Source organism: Sporosarcina highlanderae (assembly GCF_030433715.1).
Taxonomy (GTDB): Bacteria; Bacillota; Bacilli; order Bacillales_A; family Planococcaceae; genus Sporosarcina; species Sporosarcina highlanderae.
The window spans coordinates 185,961-210,520 of the sequence record NZ_JAROCC010000006.1; the positions used below are offsets into that span (position 1 = coordinate 185,961).

Annotated in this window: 28 protein-coding genes; 2 read left to right on the plus strand and 26 right to left on the minus strand. The window is 40.9% G+C overall.

All coding sequences use genetic code 11. The features are described from left to right. Positions 1–1,758, minus strand: coding sequence for a sigma-54 interaction domain-containing protein (locus P5G49_RS09725; protein WP_301243483.1), 1,758 nt, complete (start codon positions 1,756–1,758; stop codon positions 1–3). Between the two features lie 126 nt (positions 1,759–1,884). On the opposite strand from P5G49_RS09725, the gene P5G49_RS09730 reads away from it, so the two are divergent. After that, a complete protein-coding gene (locus tag P5G49_RS09730; protein ID WP_301243485.1) occupies positions 1,885–2,115 on the plus strand; it encodes a DUF2627 domain-containing protein in 231 nt (76 codons plus the stop codon). Between the two features lie 46 nt (positions 2,116–2,161). Here P5G49_RS09730 and P5G49_RS09735 read toward each other — a convergent pair whose 3' ends face one another. The 24 genes from P5G49_RS09735 to P5G49_RS09850 form a co-directional block, all read right to left on the minus strand. Then, positions 2,162–2,884, minus strand: a complete 723-nt coding sequence (locus P5G49_RS09735) for a glycerophosphodiester phosphodiesterase (protein ID WP_301243487.1) — start codon at positions 2,882–2,884, stop codon at positions 2,162–2,164. A 125-nt stretch (positions 2,885–3,009) separates the two neighbouring features. Beyond that, positions 3,010–3,804, minus strand: coding sequence for a sporulation transcription factor Spo0A (gene spo0A, locus P5G49_RS09740; protein WP_301243489.1), 795 nt, complete (start codon positions 3,802–3,804; stop codon positions 3,010–3,012). Between the two features lie 239 nt (positions 3,805–4,043). Continuing rightward, positions 4,044–5,009: a SpoIVB peptidase S55 domain-containing protein gene (locus P5G49_RS09745; RefSeq protein WP_301243491.1), complete on the minus strand. Its 966-nt coding sequence runs from the start codon at positions 5,007–5,009 to the stop codon at positions 4,044–4,046. A gap of 149 nt (positions 5,010–5,158) precedes the next feature. Further along, positions 5,159–6,856, minus strand: coding sequence for a DNA repair protein RecN (gene recN / locus P5G49_RS09750; protein WP_301243493.1), 1,698 nt, complete (start codon positions 6,854–6,856; stop codon positions 5,159–5,161). A 34-nt stretch (positions 6,857–6,890) separates the two neighbouring features. Beyond that, the gene (gene ahrC / locus P5G49_RS09755) at positions 6,891–7,340 is read right to left on the minus strand and encodes a transcriptional regulator AhrC/ArgR (protein WP_301243495.1); all 450 of its coding nucleotides are present in this window, start codon (positions 7,338–7,340) and stop codon (positions 6,891–6,893) included. 34 nt (positions 7,341–7,374) lie between these two features. Then, the gene (locus P5G49_RS09760; RefSeq protein ID WP_301243496.1) at positions 7,375–8,196 is read right to left on the minus strand and encodes a TlyA family RNA methyltransferase; all 822 of its coding nucleotides are present in this window, start codon (positions 8,194–8,196) and stop codon (positions 7,375–7,377) included. Beyond that, positions 8,193–10,094 (minus strand): 1-deoxy-D-xylulose-5-phosphate synthase, encoded by a 1,902-nt coding sequence (gene dxs, locus P5G49_RS09765; RefSeq protein ID WP_301243498.1) that lies wholly within the window; start codon positions 10,092–10,094, stop codon positions 8,193–8,195. Before dxs ends, P5G49_RS09760 begins: the two co-directional genes overlap by 4 nt. Before the next feature lie 130 nt (positions 10,095–10,224). After that, positions 10,225–11,112 (minus strand): polyprenyl synthetase family protein, encoded by an 888-nt coding sequence (locus P5G49_RS09770; protein ID WP_301243500.1) that lies wholly within the window; start codon positions 11,110–11,112, stop codon positions 10,225–10,227. Beyond that, on the minus strand, positions 11,105–11,347 hold the full coding sequence (gene xseB / locus P5G49_RS09775; RefSeq protein WP_301243502.1) for an exodeoxyribonuclease VII small subunit: 243 nt from the start codon (positions 11,345–11,347) through the stop codon (positions 11,105–11,107). Before xseB ends, P5G49_RS09770 begins: the two co-directional genes overlap by 8 nt. Further along, on the minus strand, positions 11,337–12,704 hold the full coding sequence (xseA, locus tag P5G49_RS09780; RefSeq protein ID WP_301243503.1) for an exodeoxyribonuclease VII large subunit: 1,368 nt from the start codon (positions 12,702–12,704) through the stop codon (positions 11,337–11,339). The genes xseB and xseA overlap by 11 nt, the downstream gene beginning before the upstream one ends. Positions 12,705–12,777: 73 nt before the next feature. Continuing rightward, positions 12,778–13,632 carry a bifunctional methylenetetrahydrofolate dehydrogenase/methenyltetrahydrofolate cyclohydrolase FolD gene (folD, locus tag P5G49_RS09785; RefSeq protein WP_301243504.1) on the minus strand — a complete coding sequence of 285 codons (855 nt, stop codon included), beginning with the start codon at positions 13,630–13,632 and terminating at the stop codon, positions 12,778–12,780. Positions 13,633–13,656: 24 nt separating this feature from the next. Beyond that, positions 13,657–14,037, minus strand: coding sequence for a transcription antitermination factor NusB (gene nusB, locus P5G49_RS09790; protein WP_301243506.1), 381 nt, complete (start codon positions 14,035–14,037; stop codon positions 13,657–13,659). Positions 14,038–14,150: 113 nt separating this feature from the next. Next, positions 14,151–14,552 (minus strand): Asp23/Gls24 family envelope stress response protein, encoded by a 402-nt coding sequence (locus tag P5G49_RS09795; RefSeq protein ID WP_301243508.1) that lies wholly within the window; start codon positions 14,550–14,552, stop codon positions 14,151–14,153. A 32-nt stretch (positions 14,553–14,584) separates the two neighbouring features. Next, positions 14,585–15,931 (minus strand): acetyl-CoA carboxylase biotin carboxylase subunit, encoded by a 1,347-nt coding sequence (gene accC, locus P5G49_RS09800; protein ID WP_301243510.1) that lies wholly within the window; start codon positions 15,929–15,931, stop codon positions 14,585–14,587. A 14-nt stretch (positions 15,932–15,945) separates the two neighbouring features. Continuing rightward, a complete protein-coding gene (gene accB, locus P5G49_RS09805) occupies positions 15,946–16,458 on the minus strand; it encodes an acetyl-CoA carboxylase biotin carboxyl carrier protein (RefSeq protein ID WP_301243511.1) in 513 nt (170 codons plus the stop codon). 142 nt (positions 16,459–16,600) lie between these two features. After that, entirely contained in the window at positions 16,601–17,134 is a 534-nt protein-coding gene (locus P5G49_RS09810) for a SpoIIIAH-like family protein (protein ID WP_301243512.1), read from the minus strand. Then, entirely contained in the window at positions 17,121–17,546 is a 426-nt protein-coding gene (locus tag P5G49_RS09815) for a hypothetical protein (protein WP_301243513.1), read from the minus strand. The genes P5G49_RS09810 and P5G49_RS09815 overlap by 14 nt, the downstream gene beginning before the upstream one ends. A gap of 248 nt (positions 17,547–17,794) precedes the next feature. Then, positions 17,795–18,694, minus strand: a complete 900-nt coding sequence (locus P5G49_RS09820) for a stage III sporulation protein AE (protein ID WP_301243514.1) — start codon at positions 18,692–18,694, stop codon at positions 17,795–17,797. A 15-nt stretch (positions 18,695–18,709) separates the two neighbouring features. Beyond that, positions 18,710–19,087, minus strand: a complete 378-nt coding sequence (locus tag P5G49_RS09825) for a SpoIIIAC/SpoIIIAD family protein (RefSeq protein ID WP_301243516.1) — start codon at positions 19,085–19,087, stop codon at positions 18,710–18,712. Between the two features lie 3 nt (positions 19,088–19,090). Next, positions 19,091–19,300 carry a SpoIIIAC/SpoIIIAD family protein gene (locus P5G49_RS09830; RefSeq protein WP_301243517.1) on the minus strand — a complete coding sequence of 70 codons (210 nt, stop codon included), beginning with the start codon at positions 19,298–19,300 and terminating at the stop codon, positions 19,091–19,093. Between the two features lie 325 nt (positions 19,301–19,625). After that, positions 19,626–20,183, minus strand: coding sequence for an elongation factor P (gene efp / locus P5G49_RS09835; RefSeq protein ID WP_301243518.1), 558 nt, complete (start codon positions 20,181–20,183; stop codon positions 19,626–19,628). 22 nt (positions 20,184–20,205) lie between these two features. Next, the gene (locus tag P5G49_RS09840; RefSeq protein ID WP_301243519.1) at positions 20,206–21,264 is read right to left on the minus strand and encodes a M24 family metallopeptidase; all 1,059 of its coding nucleotides are present in this window, start codon (positions 21,262–21,264) and stop codon (positions 20,206–20,208) included. Further along, a complete protein-coding gene (gene aroQ, locus P5G49_RS09845; RefSeq protein WP_301243535.1) occupies positions 21,261–21,707 on the minus strand; it encodes a type II 3-dehydroquinate dehydratase in 447 nt (148 codons plus the stop codon). Before aroQ ends, P5G49_RS09840 begins: the two co-directional genes overlap by 4 nt. 68 nt (positions 21,708–21,775) lie before the next feature. Then, positions 21,776–22,195: a hypothetical protein gene (locus P5G49_RS09850; RefSeq protein ID WP_301243520.1), complete on the minus strand. Its 420-nt coding sequence runs from the start codon at positions 22,193–22,195 to the stop codon at positions 21,776–21,778. A 208-nt stretch (positions 22,196–22,403) separates the two neighbouring features. Here P5G49_RS09850 and P5G49_RS09855 point away from each other — a divergent pair, with 208 nt between their 5' ends. Beyond that, entirely contained in the window at positions 22,404–23,381 is a 978-nt protein-coding gene (locus tag P5G49_RS09855; RefSeq protein WP_301243521.1) for a DUF1385 domain-containing protein, read from the plus strand. A gap of 408 nt (positions 23,382–23,789) precedes the next feature. Here the strand turns inward: P5G49_RS09855 and P5G49_RS09860 are convergent. Further along, positions 23,790–24,560: transposase (locus P5G49_RS09860; RefSeq protein WP_301243522.1), on the minus strand; the 771-nt coding region annotated here is incomplete at its 5' end.

Genomic DNA, 24,560 nt, shown 5'->3' on the forward strand with positions numbered 1-24,560 from the left:
TCAGATAAGTTTGAATTTCTCTAGTTTGTAATATAAGGAGCGCAAGGAAATACCAAGCCGATTCGCTGTCAATGATTTATTGCCATTATGCTCTTCAAGAGCTTTTTCAAGAACTGATCGTTCGTAATCATCCATAACTGAGGCGAGTGTACTCTTCTCAGGAAGGAACTCCTCACTTGTTTTGAACTCATTCGTAAAGAGGGACCTTCTTGTATCATCTTCTCGGATAATAGTCGAGCCTGGCTCTATGTAAATCATCGCACGACTCAACACATTTTCAAGTTCACGAACGTTTCCGGGCCATTCATATTGCCGTAGTCGATTCATCGCTTCATCTGATATCTTCTCGACATTCATCCCGAATTCTTGATTTAATTTCCTCAATAATTGAAGTGCGATTTCAGGAATGTCAGCCTTCCTCGTTCTCAACGAAGGGATTTGAATGGTAAACCGATTTAATGCGTAGTACAAATCAATATTGAAGGATCCTTCATGAATTGCTTTTTCCAAGTTTTTAGAAGTTGCTGCAATGATTCGAACGGATTTCAAATCATCTTGTTCATTCATTTGGATTGATCTTTGTTTCAAGTGACCCAATAACCTTAATTGTACAATATGTGGCAGATCAGTAATTTCATCAAGGAAAATACTGCCTTCAGCCGCTTCTTCAAATAAACCTTGTTTAACAGGTTTGCCGCTGTTCTGCTTCCCACCTTCCCCAAATAACTCCATTTCGATGATGGAAGGGTCAATCGCACTACAATTTACGCGGATGAATTTATGGATTTTCCTGCTACTTTCACTATGGATGGCATTCGCAAACAACTCTTTACCCGATCCGGGCTCACCTCGTAATAAAACCGGAATATCAGATCGAGCTGCAATTTTCGCCTGATCAATCGCTAAACGAATATCCGGAGAGTTTCCGTGGATATCAGCAAATGTAAATGTCGACTCCAATTTTCGGATGATTTGCTTAGCCACATCAAGTTCTTTCATAAGATTCCGCATTTCTGTAATGTCATGTATGACACCAACACTGCCTTTCATCTGCTTATTGACAATAATAGGCGCAACATTAACAATTACATCCCTGTTATCTTCACCTATTCGCATATTGACTCCACGAATCGGCTTTTGCGTCTGTAAGACTTTCATATGGATGCTTTCACCTTCGTTAATATCGACAGTAGCAGGTTTTCCAATCACTTCGTCTTCGGACAAGCCTGTAATCCTTGTATATGCCCGATTGACGAGAACGCCATTCCCCTTTTCATCTACTACCGAAATTGCGTCATCACTCGACTGAATAATCGCTTCAAGCATGGTCTTTATTGATTTCAAGTCTGTAATTTCCTCAGCCAATTTGACCACTTCGGATACATCTTTGAACACCGCAAACGCGCCAAACGTTTCCCCGGTGGCTGAAATAAGTGGGTAACGTGAGCTAATGATTGCCAGGCCATTCGGGAGAACCAATTCGTCATTCAGTTCTGCTTTTCCAGAATTAAGTACTCTAATTAATTTACTTTCGGGAATTATGTTGAAAATCGATTTGCCAATTGCGTTGAAATCAGAAACTTCTAACATTCTGCAAGCGCTTTCATTTATGAAATCAATAATTCCCTCGCAATCGATTCCAATCATACCTTCATCAATTGAATTGAATATCAAACGTTGCCTATCCATCTCTGTTTGAAACCTACGAAAAAATTGATCATTAGCTTTCATTAGGTCGATTAAAAGAACATTTTGCAAGGATATTCATTCTCCTTTTAACACCATGCAATCTTTTGCAAATCTATTTTCATCATACACGATTGCACTGTTCTTGACAATATTTGTTGAGCGGGTAAAATAAAAATTGTTAAGGAGATTGATAATATGGCGCGTATGGCGGCTTTCGTCGTTCTTTTAATACCTATTTTAATAACAGCCGGCGGCATTAAGTTAATGCGGGATTCACTGTTTGGCATTCTTTTTAGTCCATTTCCATTCATTTGGCTACAATTTGTCATCGGCTTACTCATGTTCGGTGCCGGTCTTGCATTTTTTGCAGGTTTTCTTTTACGCCGGGATAGGCGAAAAGGACGGGTACAAGAAAGATTCAAATAACAAAAAAAGGACATCGGCATTAATCACCGATGTCCTTTTTTCATTTTTATGTGAACCTACCTGGGTAATCAGTGATCCAGCCGATTATCGACGGAGAAGGATTGAGTACGCTATCTTCCTTTCCCGTCACTCCGTAAACCCTTAATATCTTCCCGCTATTTTTCAACTTACTCAAATACGGTTCTTGCATGAGACTTTTCGATAAATGAAATCCATCCGCGAATTTATATTTCCCTAAATCATCCCAGTCCGTCGTTTTCTTTTTCACAAGAAACGCAATTTCAAGAGAAGGTTCCATCATCTTTACTTGTTCAAGTATTCCTGCATCAAATGACGAAATGTGCACTTGATCCAAAAGAAGAGCCATATCAAGGATGTCTCGGAGGTATTCAGGTCTTTCCGACACTGTTTCTTTCAATTCGATATTCAATGCAAGATGATTTATGGCGCAAAACGAAACGACTTCGCTCAATGTTGGGATTTGATGTCCATTGAATTTCCTAAAAAACTTCCGGCCAACTTTAACTTCCTTTAATTCACTAAGAGTCAAGGTAGAAACAGGATTCCGAATTCCAGCAACTCTGTTCAAATCCTTATCATGTATAATTACCGGTACACCATCAGCTGTAAGCTGTACATCCAACTCAATACCGTCTGCTCCTTGCCTCAATGCTTCCTTGAATGCACTCATCGTATTTTCAAAACAAACGCCTGATGCACCTCTATGTGCAAATACAAGTGGCCTATAATTTGGGGATTCAATTGCCAATTTCAAAACACCTTTCATTTTTTTACTCAACATGACCGAATCGAATAGTCTGGGATTATTGAGAGGCTATTTGTAGAAAAGGACACAGGCAATGGCCTGTGTCCGATTAAGAAATTAGTATAAGTTCAAACAGCTACATTTTCAAGCCTGATTTTATCTGCAATCATTGCGATAAACTCACTATTTGTCGGTTTACTTTTTAAATGATGCACTGTGTAGCCAAATATTTTGGAAATTGTATCGTAATTACCTCTGTTCCATGCAACTTCGATTGCATGTCGAATTGCTCTTTCCACTCGTGAAGGGGTTGTTTTATATCTTTCTGCAATATCCGGATAAAGAACTTTTGTCACTGAACCAAGCAAATCATTGTCTGTGTAGACCATTTGAATCGCTTCCCTTAAAAAAGCGTATCCCTTAATATGTGCGGGAACGCCGATTTCTTTGATGATGGCGGTTATGGTAGTATCGAGCGCACGCTGTGTCATACCGGTCTCTTCCACTTCTTGTTTCGGTGCCTGGATATTTGGCCGAACTTGTTTCTGGGTACCAGCGACTTGGTGTATTTGCGTGATTAACCGATCGAATTCGAATGGCTTCAACATGAAGTAAGATGCACCAAGGCTACCTGCTTGCGCCATTACATCCTCTTGACCAAAGGCTGTCAGCATTATTATATGCATATCCGACACTTCTGGATTTGCCTTTATCGTTTCCAGAACCGCAATTCCATCCAAATGCGGCATAATTATATCAAGAAGCAACAAATCCGGTTTGTTTTCTTCAAGCATGGATAGACAAACTTTGCCGTTATGAGCAGACCAAATCACTTCAAGGTCCGGATGTTGCCTAAAATAAGCAGTCATCGTTTTAACAAGTTCCTTATTATCATCCGCAATTGCAATCTTCACTTTCATCATCCCATAATTCCCCCTACTTATTTTTTCCATGCCTATCCCTTTGATACATTTTTCGCATGATAGCAAACTGATGTATAGTAAAAATTCGACACAGGATTCAACTTTCCTTTAATTAATTCAAAAATGCGTCTATTGAATTACAGTTTCCCCAAAATTCGACGAAATCCGATGCCGCCTGAAGCCGGATTTAAACGCAAAAAAAAGGCCAATCCATAAAGGATTGACCTTTTACATTGGAATTATTTGTTTTCTCCATCACGCATTGTCACCAAAAACAAACCGGCACCTTTCTTCGGTTCGTCCACAAACATATGGGTGATAGCACCAACAAATTTTCCATTTTGAATAACCGGACTTCCACTCATTCCCTGCAAAATGCCACCTGTCGCTTCTAACAATCCGGGATCAGTTAGCACAAATTGGAACTGATCCTCTTCGATTTGCGTGATTCGGATGGAGAATTTCTCGACTTCCGTCCCTTTTACGGTTGTAAAAATTTCCGCTGCCCCAGTCTGTAATTCCGTGGGCTGCATAATTTCAAGCGGCTCAGCTAAAACTTTCTTATAGGCAACATTCCAGTTGCCGAAAATTCCATAAACGCCATTTGTTTTAATTGTGCCAAGATAATCTTCACCATCAATAATTGAAGATATCTTGTAACCCGGAGTACCTGGAATACTTTTCTTAATCTGCTCAATTTCAGAGAGGTAAATCGCGCCTTTTTTGAAGGATGGTGGTGATTTTAAGGAGCTATCGACAATCTGATGGCCAAGGGCGCCATATGTTCCACTATTCGGGTCAACATATGTTAAAGTTCCTGTTCCCTCTGTTCGATCTTTAAGGAATGGAAGGAGACGTTTTACCGCATCCCCATCCGCTTGTATTTCAATCGAAGTTCCCTTTCGATTGATATTCATGTGGATTTGACCCTTTTTTGCCTTGCCAACTGCTTTTTCGAAATCCTTCAGATTTACGACAGGAATCCCATCCATTTTGGTAATGGAATCTCCCGCCTTCAACCAATAATCTTCCTGAACAAGAACGTCATTCGTAATGTAAACACCGGACAAATCCATTTGAATACCAATTGAATGTCCCATTGGAATGACATAATCTCTGGAAGTTGCCGATATTTTCTCGTTGAAAGGCAGTACTAACAAAAGCGTGGCAAACGAAACGGACAACAGTCGTCTACTCCATCCCATGGTTCACCTCCTCAGTGGAAAGATACTATTGGTATGTCCGTTAAGACGGATCTTATGAGAGGTTAAAACAAGAAAAAACGCATACAGTAAGTATGCGTAATTTATTCGTTATATATAATTTTTTCTCATAGAACTTTTTGTTAAAAACATCAGCGAAAAGATGATTTTCTTGTTTCTGCCATGGATAGTAACTCGTCCGCATGTTGCAAAGTAAGTGGCGTTATTTCCGCGCCGGAAAGCATCCTTGATAATTCTTTCGTTCGTTGAAGATCAATTATTTCCGTTACACTTGTTGTCGTTCGATTATCATTTACTACTTTTTTGATCAAAACATGATGATCGGCCATAGCAGCTACTTGAGGAAGATGTGAAATACAAAGCACTTGGGAATTGACTGCAATCATTGAAATTTTATCAGCAATCGCTTGTGCGACTCTCCCACTTACACCAGTATCTACCTCATCAAAAATAATTGAAGTAATTCCTTGATGTTTTGAAAAAATTGTTTTCAACGCTAACATAATCCGCGATAATTCACCGCCGGAAGCGATTTTGACAAGCTGTTTTAAAGGTTCTCCAACATTTGTTGAAATGAGGAAAACGACTTCATCAATTCCATTGCTGTCAAACACATTTGCCGGTTTCCTAGTAATGGAAACCTTAAAATCCGATTTCTCCATATGCAGTTCTTTTAACTGCTGCATAATCGCTGTTTCCAGTTTAACTGCAGCTTGTTTCCTAATAATGGATAACTCGTTCGCCTCGATTTCCAAATCTTTTTTCAGCTGGTCAAGTTTTTCTTGTTCTTTAACAATGCGTGCATCTCGGTTCAGCAATTGATCCAATTCATCAGAAATTTTTTCCCGATAAATGAGAATATCCTCTATCGTTGTACCATATTTCCTTTTCAATGATAGAAGCAGGGCAAGACGGTCTTCTACAAAAGATAGCCTCATAGGGTCAAATTCCATACTATCAATCAAGCTTTTCAATTCATGAGAAACATCCTGAAGTGAATAGAAACACGACGAAATAATTTCTGACTGGGATGAAAGGTCTTTATCAATAGAGGCGGCATCTTCAAGATCGCTCATTGCAGAGCCAACCCAATCCAATGCATGATTGTCTCCACCAATGGATTCATAAGCAGTATTCAACCTTTCAAAAAGCCGATTGAAATGATGGAGTTTAAGCTTTTCCTCTTCAAGTTCTTCCTCTTCACCAATTACCAATTCTGCCGCATCAATTTCTTTTAACTGGAAAGAATAAAGGTCAATACGCTGTGCAACCTGTTGTTCATTCTCATTGGCAGTCTCAAGTCTACGCTTTAATTTAACATATCGATCATAGATATCACGATAATTTTTATGCGCCTCAAATAAGGGCTGTCCTGCAAATTGATCTAAAAGGTGAATATGCCTTCTCTCATGCATAAGTTCTTGATTATCATGTTGACCATGGATATCTATGAGTTGTGCACCAATTTCACGTAAACTTGCGATTGTCACAAGTTTTCCGTTTACCCTGCATGTTGTCTTGCCATTCAAATTGAGATCACGCCGAAGTATTATATTGCCATCCTCGTACTCTATTCCAAAGTCATTCAACTTTTCGTAGATGGGGTGATGTTCATCCTCAATGATAAACATACCTTCCAACTCAGCCTTATTAGCCCCATGGCGAATAAACTCCTGAGAGCCTCTCCCACCTACAAGTAGTTGAACGGCATCGATGATAATCGACTTTCCAGCACCTGTTTCACCTGTTAAAACAGTCAACCCTTCTTCAAAAGACACTTCAAGTTGGTCGATAATGGCAAAGTTTCGAATGGATAGTTCACTTAACATTCAAATTCGAGCCTCCTTTATTGAACGGTCAGGCTTAGATTAATGCTAAAAGCCTTTCTTTCACTTCAATAGTAAGCGACTCATCCCTGCAAATGATCATGCAAGTATCATCCCCGCAAATTGTTCCAAGCATTTCTTCCCAGCCCAAATTGTCGATGAGGGAACCGACAGCATGCGCATTTCCTGGCAATGTCTTCAGAATGATAAAATGACTCGCGCTATCTACACTGACGAATGCATCCGTCAACATACGACTAAGCTTTTCTTCAGTATTGAATTTATTGGATGTCGGGAGATTATATTTGTAACGACCATCAGGCAAGGGAACTTTTATAAGATGTAATTCCTTAATATCACGTGAAACAGTCGCCTGTGTAACATCCACTCCTGAACTTTTTAACTTATCAACAAGCTGATCCTGAGTTTCAACTTCATAATTCGATATAATCTCACGGATCCGTAAATGCCGTTGTCCCTTATTCATTACAATCACTCCAATGTCAAATTATCCTTGCAAGTTACAGAAAGGTATTATGAGCCTCTTCGATTAATGAATTAAATGCAGACTCATCATACTGAGGGACCGGTTCACTCACAGATTTTAAATGGTAAAGGAATTCGATATTCCCTTCCCCCCCAGTAACTGGAGAATACGATATACCTTGGAGTGAAAAGCCTTCATTCAAGGAAGCATCCGCAATTTTTTGCAATACTTCCAAATGTACAGATTTGTCCCTTACGATGCCTTTTTTCCCAACTTTGTCTTTACCTGCTTCAAATTGTGGTTTAACAAGTGCAACGACATCTCCGCCGTCGGCAAGTATTTGCTTTAGTGGAGGCAAGATTAATGTCAATGAGATGAATGAAACATCAATAGTTGCAACCTGTGGAACTCCGTCTTTAAAGAGCTCAGGCGTGGCATGTCTAAAATTTGTTTTCTCCATCACGGTAACCCGTTCGTTGCTTCGTATCTTCCAAGCAAGCTGATTAGTCCCGACGTCCAACGCATAACAATGCTTGGCCCCATTTTGTAGGGCACAATCGGTAAAACCGCCAGTGGATGAGCCGATATCCAAAACAATTTTTCCATCTACTGTCATATCAAAAAGCTCTAATGCCTTTTCCAGTTTCAAACCGCCACGACTTACATATTTCAAAACAGCCCCTTTCACCATCAAAGGGGCGTCAATCTTGATCTTCTCACCGGGTTTGTCTAACCTTGTTTCAGCGGAAAAAACAATTCCCGCCATTATTGAGCGCTTCGCTTGTTCCCTTGTTTCCGCTAAACCTCTTTGGACAAGCAGGACATCGACACGCTCTTTCTGTTGACCGTTTGTCATACAATTTCCCTCGCAACGACGGATTGGGCGACTGCCTTCTCCATAGTTTCAACAACATTTTCGCAAGTCAAGTCAATTTCCTCTAGTAATCTATCTACACTTCCATGCTCGATGTATTCATCCGGAATACCTATCCGGCTAATAGAGATGTGGGACATTCCTAAGTCATGTGCATATTCGAGAACTGCGCTTCCAAATCCACCAGCCAAAACAGCCTCCTCGATTGTTACGATTGGTTTGCCATGCTCGAAAATCTCTTCTAACATTTCCGTATCAAGCGGTTTAATGAACCTTGCGTTTACCACTTTTACATGGATTCCTTTTCGAGAAAGTGTTTCTGCCGCCTCAAGCGCCATCGGAATTGTTGTTCCAAATGTCAAGATTGTTCCGTCTGTTCCTTCACGAAGTATTTCCCATGTTCCAATCGGAATGATCTTCAGATTTTCATCCATAGGAACACCAAGACCGTTTCCTCGTGGATATCGCAAGGCAATCGGGCCATCATCATAACTTAACGCAGTTTTCACCATATGTTGCCCTTCGTTTTCATCTTTTGGCATCATGATGACAATATTAGGCATATGACGCAAAAATGCAATGTCAAATACGCCTTGATGGGTTTCTCCATCAGCTCCTACAAGGCCAGCACGATCTATTCCAATAAACACATTCAGTTTCTGACGAGTTATATCATGCAACACTTGGTCGTACGCACGCTGCAAGAATGTCGAGTAGATTGCTAAAAACGGTTTCATGCCTTGGGTCGCTAAACCACCTGCCATCGTTGCAGCATGCTGTTCTGCAATTCCAACATCAAAGAAGCGATCTGGGAATTCTGCCGCGAATGATTCCAGTTTAGAACCGACAGGCATTGCCGGTGTAATAGCTGCCACGCGTTTATCTTCCCGAGCAATTTTCCTAACCGTTTCAGCAACGAGTCCACTCCATGAAGGAGCATTTGTCGGGGATTTCACAAAATCTCCTGTTTCGATCTTATAAGGACCAGTTCCATGCCATGTTCCGATTTTATCGTTCTCAGCAGGTCTATATCCCTTTCCCTTTTTCGTAATTACATGAAGAAGGACTGGACCTTCCATTTTTTTTGCGTATTGGATGTTTCTTTCTAAATCATTGAAATCATGTCCGTCAATCGGCCCAAGATAAGTAAATCCAAGCTCCTCGAAAAACACTCCGGAGACGAGTAGATACTTCAAGCTGTCTTTTACCCGTTCAGCAGCCGCTGCGACCTTACCACCGACAGCCGGAATTCGTTTTAGAATATATTCCAATTCATCCTTGGCGCTATTATACTTTCCTGCTGTCCTTAATTTTCCAAGTATTGCATGCAGCGCGCCAACATTAGGCGCGATTGACATTTCATTATCATTTAGAACGACGATCATATTCGTCTTCAGATGGCCTATATGATTTAGAGCTTCCAAAGCCATACCGCCTGTCAATGCGCCATCTCCGATGATTGGCACGACAAAGTTTGTGCCGCCTTGCATATCTCTTGCAGCCGCCATACCCATTGCTGCAGAAAGAGATGTTGAACTATGGCCCGTCTCCCACACGTCATGCTCGCTTTCAGACATTTTCGGGAATCCGCACAATCCTTTGTATTGACGTAATGTGTCAAATTGACCTGCGCGTCCGGTTAAAATCTTATGCACATATGCTTGATGTCCAACATCCCAGATAATTTTATCTTTCGGGCTATCAAACAGTTTATGCAAAGCGATTGTCAATTCAACCACGCCTAAGTTAGGCCCAATATGACCACCCGTCGTAGACAGGTTATGAATAAGGAATTTCCGGATTTCCATTGCCAATTCCGTCATTTTTTCTTTATTCATTTTTTTCAAGAACGACGGATTTGCTATTTGAGTGAGATCCACTACTATCACACACCTTCATTATTTAATTGCCACGTTTGCGTCAGGATTGTTTTCATTATATCAAGAAGGCTCTTCAATAGAAACTTTTTGGCGAAAATCCGCATAACTGGCTATATACATTGTGAAAAGATCATGCATTTCTACTGACGATATAGTCGGCGAAATGTTTTAACATGGAGTTTTCTTTTTTTATCAAAGTTAGGCTTTGAATTGCGTTTTGGTGATACTTCTCAAGCTGTTGCTTAGCACCTTCAAGACCTAAGAGCGATGGATAAGTAGACTTATCGCTTGCAGTATCACTATTTGCAGTCTTTCCAAGCTGCTCCGTAGTTGAAGTGACATCAAGAATATCATCTTGGATTTGAAAGGCAAGCCCGATGTTAGTCGCATATTCACGCAGTTGTTTTAATTCTTCTTCATCTGCTCCGGCAAGAATTGCACCAGCTTCAATACAGAATGACAGTAAAGCACCCGTCTTATTTCGGTGCACTTCTTCAAGCTCGGTAAGTGTCAAGGAAGTTGACTCGCCTTCCATATCAAGCACTTGTCCACCGACCATGCCATTTGCACCCGATGCATTTGCTAAAAGGGCAATGAGGCGAATAACCTTTTCATGACTGGTATGTTGTAAAGATGTAAGGATTCCAAAAGCAATCGTCTGCAGGGCATCTCCAGCAAGAACTGCAGTCGCCTCCCCAAATACTTTATGGTTCGTCGGTTTGCCTCTTCTGAAATCGTCATCATCCATGCACGGTAGGTCATCATGGATGAGTGAATATGTATGGATGAGTTCAGCTGCACAAGCAACTTTCAGTCCATCTTCCGAAGCCTCTTTCCCAAAATCATCTAATACCGCAAGAACAAGAAGTGGTCTAATTCGCTTCCCTCCGGCATTGACAGAGTAAAGCATTGACTCCTTCAAGTTGGATGGTGAATTTTCCGATGCGATTAATCGTTTCATTTCCGCATCAATTATTGGTGTTTTTTCTGAAATGAATTTCTGAAGATCATTATTCATTGGGCTCTTGACCTTTCGCCGGATTAAATGGTGCTGGCTTCCCTTCTTTATCAATAATAGTAATTAGTTGCTCTTCTGCATCCTGCAATTTACCGTGGCAATATGCAGAAAGCTCCATTCCCTCCTTATAGAGTGTAATGGCATCTTCCAAAGGGACTTCACCTGATTCCAACTTCTGAACAATGTCTTCTAATTTAGACATCGCTTCTTCGAATCGGAGTGTTTCATTGCTCATTCAAATTATCCTCCTTGTATTTAAGCATGATTGACTTGATGTCCGCTTCCAGCGTGCCGTCCTGCATACGGACTTGCACTGTTCCGCCAACTTCAAGGTTTTCTATGGAATTGACTACATTTCCTTCTTTATAAACAATGGAAAATCCACGGTCCATGACATCTAACGGGTTTAACGCCTTAAGCATTCTAATAATGGAGTTGAATTTATTGGAGTTTTTTTGCATCTCTATTTGCATCGTTCGAGTCAGTCTTTCACTAAACAAATCAATATTTCTGCTCTCCTCTTTTATTCGCTGAATCGGGGAATAGAACGATAGCATTCTTTCCAATCGCTCATGGTTGGCCTTTCGATTTACAGTAATATCATTTTTACTTCTTAATAGTCTGTCGTCGAGGCCACCTAATTTTTCAGTGAAAGGACGGTAAAGTCTTTCAGGAAATTGTAATGGGTACGATTGCTGATAAGTTGTCAGCCGTTTTCTCTCTTGTTTTATTTGATGGGAAAACGACTTATAGATTGAGCGTTTCCGCTCCAATATCCTTTCAAACAATTCTTCACGCGAAGGAACCGCTAGTTCTGCTGCAGCCGTCGGTGTAGGCGCTCTCATATCTGCGACAAAATCAGCTATTGTCGTATCCGTTTCATGACCGACAGCACTAATAATCGGTATGCGGCATGAAAAGATTGCCCTAGCGACTGACTCTTCATTAAATGCCCATAAATCTTCGATGGAGCCCCCACCACGACCGATTATCAATACATCAATTGACCCGTTTGACTCCGCTAAACTGATTGCATCTACTATGGAAGGGGCTGCTTGAGGACCTTGCACGATAGCAGGGAACAAGCAGATCTCAGCTAGTGGATAACGACGTTGGATAGTCGAACAGATATCCCTGATTGCAGCTCCGGATTGTGCAGTTATGACACCAATTTTCCTTGGTAGCAAAGGCAATCTCTGCTTCCAACGTGCATCGAAAAGGCCTTCTTTAGCCAACTCCTTTTTGAGTTGTTCGTATGCAAGATATAGAGCACCGACACCATCAGGTTGCATTGTTTGGACGTAAAGTTGATATTGGCCACTTGCTTCGAAAACGTTCACATCACCTGTGATAAGGACATTCATCCCTTCTTCAGGTTTAAACTTGAGCGAGTTTGCAGCGGACCGGAACATGGCAGACTGAATTCTGCTTTTATCATCCTTCAATGTAAAATAAATATGCCCACTTGGATGGATCTTTACATTGGATAGTTCTCCTTTTACAAGTACATTCCGTAGATATGGATCCGCCTCAAATTTCCGTTTTATGTATTTCGTTAATGTATATACCGATAAATAAGGATTTTCACTCATCATTCTCACCCCCGAATCGCAAACGAATATAAACGCTGTCTTTCCCTTTGAAAAACAGCGTCCAGTATCTAATTTATTGTTTCGCTTTTTTTATAGCGCTTTGCAGTGTATTTTTCAAAAGCATTGTAATTGTCATCGGACCTACTCCACCTGGTACAGGGGTAATAGCAGATGCTACTTCTTTCACTTTTTCAAAATCCACATCACCGCATAATTTGCCATTTTCGTCACGGTTCATACCGACATCAATGACAACTGCACCTTCTTTTACATGCTCGTCCGTTACAAATTTAGCACGGCCGATTGCAACAATCAGAATATCCGCTTGTTTAGTAAATGATGCAAGATCCTTCGTTCTGGAATGGCAATATGTTACCGTGGCGTCTTTTTGAAGCAACAATTGCCCCATTGGTTTACCAACGATATTACTTCTTCCGATCACAACCACATGTTTCCCTGCAATTTCAACGCCTGTACGCTGAAGCATTTCCAGGATTCCATGAGGTGTGCACGGAAGGTATGTCTCTTGTCCAATCATCATTTTACCGACATTTTGAGGGTGGAAACCATCAACATCCTTCTCGGGGTCTATCATTTGGATGACTAAATCTTCATTGATATGTTCAGGTAAAGGCAATTGAACTAAAATTCCATGGATGGACTCATCGTTATTCAACTCATCCACTTTGTCTAAAAGTTCCTTTTCAGTAATGGTTTCCGGCAATTTAATCACTTCAGATTTCATACCGACTTCCACACTGGATTTCTCTTTATTTTTTACATAAGTCTGTGATGCGGAATTGTCTCCGACGAGAATTACTGCGAGGCCCGGCGTTATACCGGAAGCTGCCAATTTGCCGACTCCCTGCTTTATTTCCTCTCTGAGTTCTTTTCCGATTGCTACACCACTTATCAATTGACCAGCCATCTATTTCCCCTCCACGTGAGTCTTTTATTTTTCTTCAAATTTAGATAGAACACCGTTAACAAAACGCCCGGATTTTTCATCCCCAAATTGCTTACAAAGCTCAATTGCCTCGTTTAGAACGACTCGATGTGGTACATCTTCATGATAGAGAAGTTCATAAACAGCTAGTCTGAGGACTGTCCTTTCAATCTTCGGCAACCGGTCAAGTGACCAATTTTCAAGTTGGTCAGCAAGTACTGCATCGATTTCATCACGATGTTCTGTAGTTCCTTTGACAAGTGATTCATAGAAAGGGTCAATCGGGCTTTCAGTGATATACGTAATAGCTTCTTCTATTGACATTTCTGTGTTATCCAACTGAAAAAGGGTTTGGATCGCTTTTTCACGTGCTTCTCTTCGTTTCATACATTTGTCTCCTTCGCTACTATATCTCTTGGGATTTATCATAGCATAATTTGTCGATGAAGATATAGCAGGACAAGTTGAAAAGCACCATCCTAGGGACGATGCTTTTCATGTCATTCGTTATCATCCGTTACATCAAAATCGATACCTGTTACATGGACATTTACTTCTTTAGTTTCGAGTGAAGTCATGTTGAATACTGTATGGCGGATTTGTTTTTGAATTTCTGTTGCTACTGTCGGGATTGAGTAGCCATATTGGACAACACAATAGACATCGACGATGAGTTTGTCTTCAACCCAGTCCGTTTTTACGCCTTTTCCATGAAACACTTTTCCAAATTTCTCTGCAACACCTGTTGCGAAATTACCTTTTGTTGTTGCGACACCTTCTACTTCGTTCGTAGCAATGCCAATAATTACTTCTAAGACTTCAGGAGCTAACTGGACGCGTCCTTTGACCGCGTCTCCATTTGAGCTCATTCCAGCAAGTGAAGGATTTGTCTTGTCAGCCATTCCACTTCTCCTCCCAATATCTAGAATTAAACTTATTCCATTACAGAATGTTTCTCAAGAAATTTAGTATCGAAGTCGCCGGATTTGAATACTTCATGATTCATCAAATTGTAATGGAAAGGTACTGTTGTTTCTACGCCTTCGATGATGAATTCGTCTAGTGCACGTTTCATCCTTGCTACAGCTTCCTCACGCGTATCGGCATGGACGATCAGTTTTGCAACCATGGAATCATAGAAAGGCGGGATTGAATAGCCGGTATACACAGCCGAGTCCACCCTTACGCCATATCCGCCTGGAGGCATATACATTGTTACTTTTCCTGGGGACGGCATGAAGTTTTTGGATGGATTTTCGGCATTGATACGGCATTCGATTGCCCATCCGTTGAATTTAATATCCTTTTGACGGAATGCCAATTTTTCACCTGCAGCAACTTTTAATTGCTGTTGGATTAAATCTATTCCTGTAATCATCTCTGTAACAGGGTGTTCGACCTGGATACGTGTGTTCATTTCCATGAAATAGAACTTTTGATTAATATGATCGAAAATGAATTCAACAGTTCCTGCTCCACGGTAATTTACAGCTTGAGCGGCTTTTACTGCTGCCTCACCCATCTGCTCCCTGATTTTAGGGGTTAATGCAGGTGAGGGAGCTTCTTCAACAAGCTTTTGCATCCTTCTTTGAATAGAGCAATCACGTTCGCCCAAATGGATGGTATTGCCATACTTATCCGCAAGAACTTGAACTTCAACGTGACGGAAAATCTCTATATATTTCTCGAGATACACTCCTGGATTACCAAATGCAGCTGCAGCTTCCTTTTGAGTGATCTTAATGCCTTTTACAAGCTCATCTTCATCCCTTGCTACACGGATTCCCTTACCACCACCACCGGCAGTTGCTTTTATGATGACCGGGAAACCAATTTCTTTAGCTACTTTAAGGCCTTCAACCTCATCTTCAACAATTCCATCGGACCCTGGAACAATCGGCACGCCAGCTTTTTTCATCGTTTCCCGCGCGACGTCTTTTGTTCCCATTTTTGAAATCGCTTCGGCAGTTGGCCCAATGAATTCAATATTCACTTCTTCACAAAGCTCGGCAAAACTTGCATTTTCAGCAAGGAAGCCATAGCCCGGATGAATTCCATCACAGCCAGTCAATTTTGCAACGCTAATAATATTTGAAAAGTTCAAGTAGCTATCTTTCGAAAGTTTCGGGCCGATGCAATAAGCTTCGTCCGCAAGCTCGACATGGAGAGCCTCCCGATCCGCTTCCGAATAGACTGCCACCGTTTTAATATCCATTTCTTTACATGCGCGGATGATTCGTACTGCAATCTCTCCACGATTAGCTATCAATACTTTTTTCATTACTGCAACTCCCCTCAGTTTTGTTTGACAAGGAAGAGAGGTTGTCCGTATTCGACCAATTGACCGTCTTCCACAAGAATCTCCACGATTTCTCCGGATACTTCAGCTTCGATTTCATTGAAGAGCTTCATCGCTTCAACGATACAAACAATTTTCTCTGGGCTGACGGAATCACCTTTTTTCACATAAGCAGGTGCATCCGGGGATGAAGACTGATAAAATGTGCCGACCATCGGAGATGTAATCTTGTGTAAAGAAGGGTCAACTTCTGCGGCAGGTGAGTTCGATGAAGTCTCGTTGTTTGTTGTGTCAACTTTTTCTTGTTTAGGCTCTTCTTGCTTCACTGCTTGCACTGCCGGTGCTGTTTGTTGAACAGATTCCACATTTTTCTGTTCCGGATGCACTTGTGCACTCGAACTACCTTTTTCCAATTTTATCTTCGTGCCTTCTGATTCAAATGTAAATTTTTCAATTGAGGATTGATCGATTAGTTTAATGATTTCTCGGATTTCTTGAATTTTCAACATTGACAATTCTCCTGACTCTAATTTTTTCTGTACTACACCTATTTTAGACGTTTTTCATACATAATGAAATAGATATAGTCGATTTGCTTCGAAAAAGAGTCGGTTAATAAGAAAAAGACCCTTTTAGGGCCTAATCGAAGAGTTATTCCATAAAGTCGACCTGGACGACACGTGCATTTTCCCAGCTCGTCATTACGTATTGTGTAATTTCAGCTGCCATTTTAGAAGAATGTCCATCTTCTGCTACGACCTTGACAGTAACCTTGCCGTTTTCCATTCTTACAAAAGCATCGGGATACCCAAGTGCTTTAATTTGAATCTCCATCATTTCCTCTGCAGATGTTTGTTTAATGAGTTCATTCATTTCCTCATATGCCGCTATTTTATCTTCCGCTGACAAATCTGCAGATAGCATTTTTGATGTCAATTGATCTTTCAGGCTGCTTCTTTCGTGCATCGCTGTCATTCTCATTTCTTCAAACAGCATTGAATCCGCATAGACAGGTTTTGTTGCACTTTCGGTATCCGGCTTTGAAACTGTACCTTTGTCATTATCACCGAAAATTGCCATTGCATCTAAATCCATTGGTGCTTCCTTTTTCAAGTAGTATATTGAAATTACCGCTACGAGACTTAGTAAAGTTAAAAACCAGACAGTTCTTTTATTCGCTTTCAACGTAAATCCCCCTTTTTTTCATTTCCTCGACGACAATCCGATGTTCAGGCAATTGGAGAACCGCCGACAAGATTCGTTTTATTTTGTTCTTCGTCATGGGATTGTCCGCACCTTCCGCAACGACTAGGATCCCTTGCAACGGGTTCTGTTTTTGAGACTTGGTGCCGGATACTGAAAAGTAATCTGTTAATGGGCTTGACTCATCTTTCTCATGATAATGTGGGTAGATGAACACTTCCCCAATACCTTCGATTTTCATCAATGCTTGTTCAAGTGCAGAAACCTCTCGACTCTCCTCCCCTTTCTTTGACTCCCCTCCCATCGAACCAATTGTAGAATTGATGAAAATTATGAGGATCGCGAGTAGCGTTCCGATGAAGAGCATATGAAGTTTTCTTTTTGGTTTTTGCATATCATCACCATTTCATTCTTTCGAGCCGGATATGGTTCGTGTCATCTATGTTGCATGATATGCTTGTTCAGAAGAGGCTATGACCAAAAAATATAGTGATGGAATGAATGATCCAAATTCCTATCGCCATCTTCATTAGAGGTAGAAATTCGTCGTCTAACTCCCCAGGCAATAGTAGTGACAAGACGGAAGATAAAATGCAGATTAACAATAATCCGCTTAAAAACGCTAACAAGCCACCCCTCATTTCATCTCACAACTGTTATCAATTTGACAAGGATGACTGTAAATAACGCGGTATAGATGAACGCGAATGCTACTAGGAAGGAGACTGCACAAAGTACAAATAACGTTTTCCCGATGTCATCGAGTATGCCTGTGATCTCTTCGTTCGCAAACGGTTCTATCAGAGCTGCTGTCCATCGATAGAGAAATCCAGTAAGCAACGTCTTTAAAGTTGGTAATAATGCTACAGACCAGATTGTAATAATTAGCCATGCTCCAATGAAAACACTTGCACCCGAGGAATAACGTCCGATAGCCCCCAAGCTATCCGTCATGAACGAACCAATTAGTGGTATGTTTTGGCGGATCAGCTCCTTTATCGGTTCGCTCGTAACACCCGTCAATGCCCATGATATAGTCCCTCCTGCTGTGATAAATATCGAATAGGCAGCAACCAATGCGGATACAAGGCTAATTAGGGATGTCCGCAGCAATTCCGCCATCTTCGTAAAAGGGATTGAAGGATTTAGTCTTGATAGGATGTCAAACAGCATCGTTGCTGACAGTAGAGGAATCAGGATTTTATCAGATAGTATGACTGCACCGTTCGCAAACAACAGCATGGCAGGCTGGAAGTTCAGCATACTGAAAGATCCTCCGGATGCAATTATACTTGCCGTTAATAAGGGATAGATTGATATGAACATTGATGCAATCGTCTGAGTAATGCCTCGTATCATTTGAAAATGCTCAAATGCAGGTTGAATAACAACAGTCAGCACAATGAAAAAAAGAAACATTCTCGTCCATTTGCTGAACGACGGAAAAAGAAAATCTAACACCAACACCATAAATGAGGAAATGATAACGACGATAAAGCTGGATAGTACGGTTCCGATTACAGATTCAAGCATAGCTATCATGGATTCTTCATCCGATCATTTAATGATAAATTTTGAGAGGGTTTCAATTAGTAGTGATAATTGTGGCAGCCAAAATGTTAAGATAACGATTTTAATAGCAAAATGTGCTACTTTTGCGATTGACTCGTACCCTGCTTCTGAAACATGCTTTACAATTATTTCTGAGAAATAGAATAAAAGGACGCTTCCAATCAGTAATTTCGCATACGGACCAGGTAGTGGTGCGAACAGTTGCATGAAGGTTTTACCGAAAGGTACGATGACCGTCATTCCGACATACGACAGAAAGATGAAAAATATTGCAGCGTAGATAATCGGTTGTAAACTTTTGGTGACAAATGACACGGTTAGTAGAAGGAGATAAATGACAATCAGTTGAAAGATTGTAACCATAATTTAGAATGCCAGCGAGAGCCACTGAAAGAACTCAGCAATTTCTAAGAAGAAAATTCTTAGGAAACGTATCATTTCGGCGGCAATATAAATATAGGCTACAAAAAAGAGAAAGAATGAGAACTCCTTCTTACCGGTCTGTTCGAAGAAAACATGTAAAAATCCAATGACTAATCCAATACCGGCTATTCTTAGTAAATCATTCAATTCCAATTCGGGTTCCCCCTTCATGTAACAACCTATGAAAGGGCGTGGGGAAATATGATGGAGAATTTAATACTGTTGATTTTCGCTTCAGGCGGACGGTTTCCAATCGAACCACGAAGAGTTCGATTTGCCGTATTTCTGCGCTTTTTGCAGAAATTAAGGCAGGGGCTAACTACTACGTGCTCGTAACGCTACGCTTTTACTCGCAAAAGCCGTTCTTCGTAACGGCTTTCGCTACAATCAACGGAATACCCTAGTAATAAATAGACCCTTTTTAAATGAAAAAACACTTCGCTCCCCTATTAGGAACGAAGTGTTATTAAAAATCTTATTAAGCTCGTGATACGTATTCGCCTTCTTCTGTGTTGATGATTAGTTTGTCACCAACGTTGACGAAGAATGGTACTTGGACGATTTTGCCTGTTTCGAGAGTTGCAGGTTTTGAGCCGCCGCTTGCTGTGTCGCCTTTGATGCCTGGCTCTGTTTCAGTTACTTCAAGAGTAACAGTTGCAGGTAGTTCAACGCCAAGGATTTCATCTTTGTAGGAAATGATATGAACTTCCATGTTTTCTCTTAGGTACATCAATTCTTCTTCGATTTGTCCAGAAGGAAGTTCGATTTGATCATAAGATTCATTGTCCATGAAAACATGGTCGTCACCATTTGCATATAAGTATTGCATGCGACGGTTGTCGATTTGAGCCTTTTCCACTTTCTCACCTGCGCGGAATGTCTTTTCATTCACGTTACCTGAACGCAGATTACGAAGTTTCGAGCGTACAAATGCTGCACCTTTTCCTGGTTTAACGTGTTGGAAATCGATGACGCGATAAATATCCCCGTCAACTTCGATGGTAAGACCTGTTTTAAATTCGTTTACTGAAATCATTCTGTTTCCTCCAATATGTTCGTTATAGGATGATTAATTCTTTTGGTGAATGTGTCAAACGGACATTTCCTTCTTCCGTAATAATGATATCATCCTCAATACGTACACCGCCAACTCCAGGTAGGTAAATACCCGGTTCAACAGTGACTGCCATATTCGGAACAAGCACCGTTTCCGAGCGGAACGATAATCCTGGTCCCTCATGGACTTCAAGTCCAATTCCATGTCCAGTCGAATGTCCGAATGCTTCACCATATCCCTTAGACTTGATGTAGTCACGAGCAACCGCATCTGCCTCTATACCAGTCATACCCGGTTTGATCTGTTCTAACGCTAATTGTTGCGCAACACGTGTCACTTCGTAGATTTCCTTCATTTTTTCAGACGGCTCACCAACTGCAACTGTCCGTGTAATGTCGGAAATATAGCCTTTATAAAGAGCACCATAATCTAAAGTGACTAATTCACCGGACTGGATTATTTTATCCGAAGCGACGCCATGTGGCAATGCCCCACGCTCGCCTGAAGCAACAATTATATCGAAAGATGATGAAGTAGCACCTTGTTTTCTCATGAACATTTCCAGTTCATTCGATACTTCAAGCTCTGTCACGCCTGGTTTTATGAATGTACAAATATGTGCAAAAGCGTCATCTGCAATTTTCGCTGCCTGCTTGAGAATTTCAATTTCTTCTGGTGTTTTTACCATGCGAAGATTTTCGATAATTCCCGATACAGCCTTTAATTCCGCGTCCACTTTTTCGTTGTACATCTCATACATACCAAACGTTAGATTGTCTTTTTCGAAACCTAATGTCTTTGCATTCATTTCTTTAACTTGCGCAGCAACTTCTTCAATGAGCGTCTTTTCATGTTTTACGATTCGGAATCCTTGCACCTGCTTTGCCGCTTGTTCCGTATACCGGAAATCTGTGATGAATACAGCATCATCTGCGGATACGACAGCTACCCCAGCACTGCCTGTAAATCCGGTAATATAGCGTCGGTTGTAAGGATTTGTTACCAAAAGTGCATCAATTCCACTTTCCTTCAATGCGTCACGTAATCTTGACAGTTTCATAGTTTTACCCCTTTTCTACGGAGAAGGAAAGCTTGGAGTGCAAGCTCATAACCGCTTGTGCCAAAACCGGATAACTGACCGACGCACACGGGAGCGATTAAAGAAGTATGTCTGAACGGTTCCCGACTATGTATATTTGAGATATGGATTTCGATAACCGGAATATCCACCGAAGCAATAGCATCCCTTATTGCAATGCTTGTATGTGTATAAGCACCTGGATTAAAAATGATTCCATCGTAACCGAAGTCATATGCCTCGTGGATTTTATCAATCAGCGCACCTTCACTGTTTGATTGATAAAAGAAAAGCTCCACAAGGCTTTCGGAAGCAATGGATTGCAGTTTTTGTTCGACATCCACTAACGTCTCAGCCCCATAAATATCCGGTTCCCTTTTTCCAAGTCTATTCAAGTTTGGTCCATTCAGAACAAGCAGTTTCACCGCCACACCATTCCTCTCACCATTATCTTTCCCATTTTATCATATCGCTACATTGTCGCAACCTATTTCTACGAGTTAATTGAAGATTTTACCTCATAGACGGCCGTTCCAGTGACGAATCTGCTGACAACCGCAATTATTGAAAAGAATGGAATTGAAATCGACTTGATGCCTTCCCAAAGCGTCGATGGTGAGTAGATGACCCACTCAAGAGCAACTGCACAAATCACACTTATGACAAGTGCTGTAATTGCTGGCGAAATGTTGACTGTCAATTTTGAAACCAAATAAAAAATACCGAAAACAATTAAAAGAATGATAAATAATAGTACCCATTTGGAATATTCATTCTTGGACCCGAAAATTAACCATTTCTTCGCCCAGCCAACAGGTGACCATTTAATAAAATTAAAAAATTGCAGGAATTTTAAAGAGATTAATGTAAATAAAGCCGCAAAGAATGAGGTCCAAGCCATTGTTTTGCTCATAATCAGTGATTCCTCCTTAAAAGAAGTGTCGGGAAAGATAAGTTTTTTTAAACCTAAAAGGTGGAGTAATGGTTCGGTTTTTTGTACAATAACTAGATAAGATGTTGTCATCCTTATAAAGGATAAGCTTTTCCTTTTAAGCTCGATTTCAATCATAGTTAACGCAGTCATGCGATTCTCACTTGAAAAAGAAGGTGTTGGGTAAATTATGACCAAAAAGCAACAGCCTACATATGGTGGGCAAGCACTTATAGAAGGAGTAATGTTCGGAAGCAAGAATCATACGGTCACTGCAATTAGACGAAAAGATGAATCACTTGATTATTTTTACGTTCCGACAGAACAGAAACCAATTCCTATGAAGCTTAAAAAAATTCCTTTAATACGTGGAATTGTAGCGTTAATCGAATCGGCAGGGATTGGATCAAGGCACTTAACGTTTGCGAATGAGCGGTATGATGTGATGCCTGGAGAAGAGGTCGTGGAAGAACAGGAGTCTTCAAAGTTAGCTATGGTTTTAGGAGTGGCGGCAGTTGGTGTTCTTTCATTCTTGTTCGGCAAATTCGCTTTCACATTAGTTCCTGTCTTTTTGGCGCAAATGTTGGATTTTATAGCTCCCGGAAAAACAGCCCAAATACTGTTGGAAAGCTTTTTCAAGTTGGCGTTGCTTTTGATATACATTTCACTTATATCAATGACACCACTTATTAAACGAGTGTTTCAATATCACGGGGCGGAGCATAAAGTGATCAATGCTTATGAAAATGGATTACCGTTAACCGTGGAAAATGTTCAGGCGCAGTCACGTCTGCATTATCGTTGTGGCAGCAGCTTTTTGCTATTCACTGTCATTGTTGGCATGTTCATCTATTTCCTAGTCCCAGCAGACCCTCTCTGGTTACGGATTGTGAATCGTATTTTATTAATACCTGTCGTGATCGGGATTTCATTTGAAGTGCTACAATTTACGAACAGCCTTCGTAATATTCCAATATTGAAATACTTAGGGTATCCTGGACTGTGGCTTCAGTTGTTGACTACGAAAGAGCCTGAAGATAATCAAGTTGAAGTGGCGATCGCTTCTTTTAATAAGTTGTTGGAAATTGAAGAGCAAGGAATTGAGAATGTCGAGATATTAAAATCGACTGATGCAAATGTGCAAGATTCTACAGTTCCGGTTAATTAATAAAAGGAAGTGTCCCGATAGATGGACACTTCCTTTTTGTGTATTTTATACATAAAAATGACATTTCGCAAAACCGTTGATTAGCGCTCCAGGCGGACGCTTCTTACCTGTAGTCAAGTGCTTTCCTAAATAATTTATCAATACAAAATAATATTTATGGACATAGCACTGTCAACAAGCTGTTGCTTTCCGTTTCGGCGCTCGCTTTCCGCGGGCATGGCTTGAGCCTCCTCGGTCGCAAAAGGCGTGCGCCCTGCGGGGTCTCAAGGCTCATGCTATTCCCGCAGGAGTCGAGCGCCTCCACTCCAAGCAACAGGAGCCACTAAAGATAAAATTGAATACGCCAAATAGACCTGACGAATAATTGTTTTTTCGCAAGGTCTTATGTGCTATAGTGGAGCTATCCTGTTACGAAGCTTTGGCTGATTCGTAATGAAACAGGATGTTATGTTGAATAAGGTGAAATGCGACTTTCAGGAACTTATTCACGCATGCAATTGCCGCAACCTTATGGGGCTTACCCTGAGGTTGCTTTTTTAATTGGTCATAATAATCCACGATAGTATTCTTTGTTTTTGCCCGTAAGGAGATCATTGACATTACCATGAAATAGAGAATTTTCCTTAACCTTCGGTTCCCCCGTTTATTAATCCGGTCCTGGTACTGGAGTTTCCCTGATTGGTGCCTTTGAATATCAATCCCTGCGTATGCATTGATCTGTTTTGGATTCTTAAAGCGTCGAATGTCACCTAACTCACCGATTATTCTTACGGCTGTGGTTTCTCCGATTCCCGGAAATGACACGAGTACTTTAAAATCTACCCTTTCTTTTGATAACTCCACCATTTGTCTGATGATGTCCTTTTTCTGTTTCATCAGTTCCAAAATGCGCATTGCATAGTGCCTTAAATGTTGGCAACGGACGTCTCCCAGTCTGATAGCCGAATAGGAATTCTCTGCAGCGGTGATTAATAAGGCTGCTTTTTCCTCCACTTTTTGATCAGATATATTCTTATGGGTTGCCTGTTTGATTTGGTTATGTAAATCCTCTTTTGAAAGCTTATGTAAACAAGCAGGGTGTGGATAGAGCTGCACAATATTTAAAAACATGGCTGAGCTCTTTGAAAACACTTTTTCCAATAGTGGAAAGCTTAACTGTAGGAATGCATGTAACCGATT

Coding starts and splice junctions, on each gene's coding strand:
- P5G49_RS09730 (WP_301243485.1), top strand. CDS start 1,885: ATGGCGCGTATGGCGGCTTTCGTCGTTCTTTTAATACCTATTTTAATA.
- spo0A (WP_301243489.1), bottom strand. CDS start 3,804: ATGATGAAAGTGAAGATTGCAATTGCGGATGATAATAAGGAACTTGTT.
- P5G49_RS09745 (WP_301243491.1), bottom strand. CDS start 5,009: ATGGGATGGAGTAGACGACTGTTGTCCGTTTCGTTTGCCACGCTTTTG.
- recN (WP_301243493.1), bottom strand. CDS start 6,856: ATGTTAAGTGAACTATCCATTCGAAACTTTGCCATTATCGACCAACTT.
- ahrC (WP_301243495.1), bottom strand. CDS start 7,340: ATGAATAAGGGACAACGGCATTTACGGATCCGTGAGATTATATCGAAT.
- P5G49_RS09760 (WP_301243496.1), bottom strand. CDS start 8,196: ATGACAAACGGTCAACAGAAAGAGCGTGTCGATGTCCTGCTTGTCCAA.
- P5G49_RS09770 (WP_301243500.1), bottom strand. CDS start 11,112: ATGAATAATGATCTTCAGAAATTCATTTCAGAAAAAACACCAATAATT.
- xseB (WP_301243502.1), bottom strand. CDS start 11,347: ATGAGCAATGAAACACTCCGATTCGAAGAAGCGATGTCTAAATTAGAA.
- xseA (WP_301243503.1), bottom strand. CDS start 12,704: ATGAGTGAAAATCCTTATTTATCGGTATATACATTAACGAAATACATA.
- folD (WP_301243504.1), bottom strand. CDS start 13,632: ATGGCTGGTCAATTGATAAGTGGTGTAGCAATCGGAAAAGAACTCAGA.
- nusB (WP_301243506.1), bottom strand. CDS start 14,037: ATGAAACGAAGAGAAGCACGTGAAAAAGCGATCCAAACCCTTTTTCAG.
- P5G49_RS09795 (WP_301243508.1), bottom strand. CDS start 14,552: ATGGCTGACAAGACAAATCCTTCACTTGCTGGAATGAGCTCAAATGGA.
- accC (WP_301243510.1), bottom strand. CDS start 15,931: ATGAAAAAAGTATTGATAGCTAATCGTGGAGAGATTGCAGTACGAATC.
- accB (WP_301243511.1), bottom strand. CDS start 16,458: ATGTTGAAAATTCAAGAAATCCGAGAAATCATTAAACTAATCGATCAA.
- P5G49_RS09815 (WP_301243513.1), bottom strand. CDS start 17,546: ATGCAAAAACCAAAAAGAAAACTTCATATGCTCTTCATCGGAACGCTA.
- P5G49_RS09820 (WP_301243514.1), bottom strand. CDS start 18,694: ATGATAGCTATGCTTGAATCTGTAATCGGAACCGTACTATCCAGCTTT.
- P5G49_RS09825 (WP_301243516.1), bottom strand. CDS start 19,087: ATGGTTACAATCTTTCAACTGATTGTCATTTATCTCCTTCTACTAACC.
- efp (WP_301243518.1), bottom strand. CDS start 20,183: ATGATTTCAGTAAACGAATTTAAAACAGGTCTTACCATCGAAGTTGAC.
- P5G49_RS09840 (WP_301243519.1), bottom strand. CDS start 21,264: ATGAAACTGTCAAGATTACGTGACGCATTGAAGGAAAGTGGAATTGAT.
- P5G49_RS09850 (WP_301243520.1), bottom strand. CDS start 22,195: ATGAGCAAAACAATGGCTTGGACCTCATTCTTTGCGGCTTTATTTACA.
- P5G49_RS09855 (WP_301243521.1), top strand. CDS start 22,404: ATGACCAAAAAGCAACAGCCTACATATGGTGGGCAAGCACTTATAGAA.